The sequence below is a fragment of the Serratia sp. OS31 genome (assembly GCF_014164835.1).
GTDB classification, from domain to species: Bacteria; Pseudomonadota; Gammaproteobacteria; order Enterobacterales; family Enterobacteriaceae; genus Serratia; species Serratia liquefaciens_A.
On record NZ_JACJFQ010000078.1, the window covers coordinates 1 to 3,075 of the forward strand.

The 3,075-nt window shown below is 36.5% G+C and carries 1 protein-coding gene and 1 pseudogene; one reads left to right on the top strand and one right to left on the bottom strand.

Annotation, left to right across the window (positions count from 1 at the left end; genetic code table 11):
• Positions 1 to 1,151 (top strand): annotated as a pseudogene (locus tag H5P17_RS26260) (IS4 family transposase); the annotation flags it as partial.
• 321 nt (positions 1,152 to 1,472) lie between these two features.
• Here H5P17_RS26260 and H5P17_RS26265 read toward each other — a convergent pair.
• On the bottom strand, positions 1,473 to 2,954 hold the full coding sequence (locus tag H5P17_RS26265; protein WP_255478007.1) for a serralysin family metalloprotease: 1,482 nt from the start codon (positions 2,952 to 2,954) through the stop codon (positions 1,473 to 1,475).
• Between the last annotated feature and the right edge of the window lie 121 nt (positions 2,955 to 3,075).

Consider the following 3,075-nt stretch of genomic DNA (forward strand, 5'->3'; position numbering starts at 1 on the left):
CTGCCCGTAAATTATGCCAGAATTTTTTCCAGGACCTTTTCATCAATATCGGTAAAATGCACTCGTTGATGCATACAGTTGGGCTGATCAATGGTGCATCGCTAACGTTGACCAGTATTGGGCGATTTTTGCCAGGTAAAGAACAAAATAAAACGTATTGACCGTTTACTGGGGAATTCGTTGCTCCATCGATATATCCCATTAATTTTTAAAAATATTATCGAGATGTTAACTCGACAACCCTCGCTCGTAGTGATTGCTGTGGATTAGACTGGATATCCATCGCAAGATTATCATGTTTTGCGGCCAGCCTCGTTTGTGATGGCCGTTCATTGCCTCTTTTAAGTAAAGTTGTCCCATCAAGTAAACAAAACAATGTATTGATCCAAAAAGAATTCCTTGAAGAACTGGCTAAAGCTATCTCACTGGAGAAAAAAGTTATCATCATTACCGATGCAGGGCTTCAAGCTAATTAGTTCCAACATGTAAAAAGCTTGATTGGTGTTTTATCGGCCGTGTTCGTGGAAACATTAAGTTGCGTCTTAAAAATACAGGAGATATATGTCATCACCTTTCTGATATGAAACTAAAAACTTGGGTGAAAGGACGTTAACTCGCACACACAGTTATCAGTGTGACAGATACTCTTATCTTTACAGAAAAGAAGCAAGAGGTCGAAAAACAAGCGGTCTAAAGGACGCGTAGCTCCCCAAAAAGCGGAGAAAGAACAACGAGCATCAACCAAAGAACCTTGGTTAATATTCAGTAGCATAAATAACTTTCAACCATGTTAAATCATGAGGTTATATAGTAATCGCATGCAGTTAGAACAAAACTTTCGAAATAAAAAAAGCAAACGCTTCGAGTTTGGCCTATCTGCCAGTTACAGTCGTTTAGTGGGAAGAATACTGGTCCTGATCTTACTTGCAACGCTGAGCAGAATAGTCCTGTAGCTTATTGGTTATCATGCTAAAAATAAAAGGTTACATCTAAATTCATCAGGCCAACAGTATTAAATCACGGCGTATTATCTCGTATCTAATGTTAGCGGAGAATGTCTTACGGCACTCCCCGCTAATTTTAAAGCGAATGGTGCTGTTCACCATTCTAAATCATGCCAGAACCTACCAGATATGGTGTTGGTTTATTAGAACTGATTTATGAGGCTCCGTCAGCCCCTTGCCGGGGGACAACATAAGTGAATTAATCTCTCAGCATTGGTTTATAAAAAGGGTGAGCATCCGAAAATTCTTTCTATTGACAGAAAGAATTTTTCTGTTATCATTTCAGACGCCCTGTTAGCAATATTGTTGATGTTATATCAACTACGTCTTTGATCTGTGTTCGATTCCACTCATCTTGGCTTAAGTTAACAGGGCAACTGTCATCACAACAAATTCACAGAAGCCATATATTAATGCTTCAGTACGATGGGGTTATAGAACATCTAAAACGCCATTACTAATATTATTTTAGATAAAAAAATCAGTTTCTGTATTGACCGCGCCTACTATTTTCAAAATAAAATTAGGTTCCCATCCCATATTTAAGGATAGTGTCGTAATATCATTACTAGGTTCATATTTTATTGATGCATCTCCTTTCTTATCACTCGACAGCTCTACAAATCTAATCTCCCCATCCAGCTTTTTATTAAGATATGATATATCTATTTTATCAATGCCTGTCTGAAAATCTCTAATCCAATCATATCTGCTTTGCGTCGACTCTTTGCTGAAATAATATAAAAATACGTCCTTACCTTCACCACCGTATAACTCATCCCCACCACCGCCTCCAAATATAACATCATTACCCCGCCCTCCCTTCAAAATATTCACACTGTCATTACCAATGATAACATCATTCCCATAACCCCCAATAACATTTTCTATTATGACCCCTTTGGCTATAGATACATTCCCTTTTAATCCACCTACATCAGAAAACTTCTCTTCATTAATATTAATATGCTGACTATTGCCATACCCCGAAAAATCAAAGGTGTCATTCCCTCCAGCATCCCATACTGAGAAAATGAGCTTCTTTTCACTTGAATTTGTTGAAAGAAAGTCTCGACCAGTGTTGGAATTAAATCCATATACCGTATCATCCAGTCGCGTACTCATATTAGCCCCATACAAATATTGTATTGCAGTAATATCATGAAGCAAAGGCGCGAATGAATAGTGACCTTGATGATCTCCACCTGTATACTTTTCACTCCAGTAACTCATTATACTGTACATTCTTGTATCTTCTGCATATACAGCATTTTTGTCATAAGTAGGATTGCCGTTTCCAGCATTATAACTCCCCGGATGGCTTAATCCTAAAGCGTGACCGAGTTCATGTGATAACGTTTGGCGCCCATACTCATACAAGTCCGGTCGTTGAATATTATTCATATTATAATTATACCAAGTTTGTCCCGATGCCCCCCCTCCTCCTGGCAAATAAGCATACGCCTGGCTATAAGCTGGTGTTTTACCATCAGCCTGCAAGCTATAATTACCAAATGTTATATTAGACCTTTGAACTGCTGACACTTCTAAAAATGTAATATCTGCGACATCAGACCATGCTTGAATAGATAGTTTTGCCATGTTTTTCTGAATATTTGTAAATTGACTCAGCCCTGTTTCATTTTTTCCGGGAGTGTAACTTGAAAAATAAAACTCAGGAAATGAAAACGTTATATTAGCAGCCTTATGAAAAACATTATTTCCATTCCAAGTCAATCCTGTTCTAACAATTTGATGAGCAGCATCAACACTGGTTAGTGATGGTTTACCGGTAACAGTGACACTATTAAAATCATCATTTTTACACGAAGAAACTACAATATCATTCAACTCTATTAATCTTGCTATTATCTCTTTCATTTCGTCACCTTTAAAATTAATTGTTTTAATAACTAATTCCAAATAATTTATAGAAGGAAAACCACTCATTAAAACATCTTCAAACAAAATGTAGCATACTTTAAACTTTATGTAATGTGATTAGAAATAAAATAAAAATGTTATTGTTAATAATTTACACTTTAAATTATTAACAATAACTATCATATAC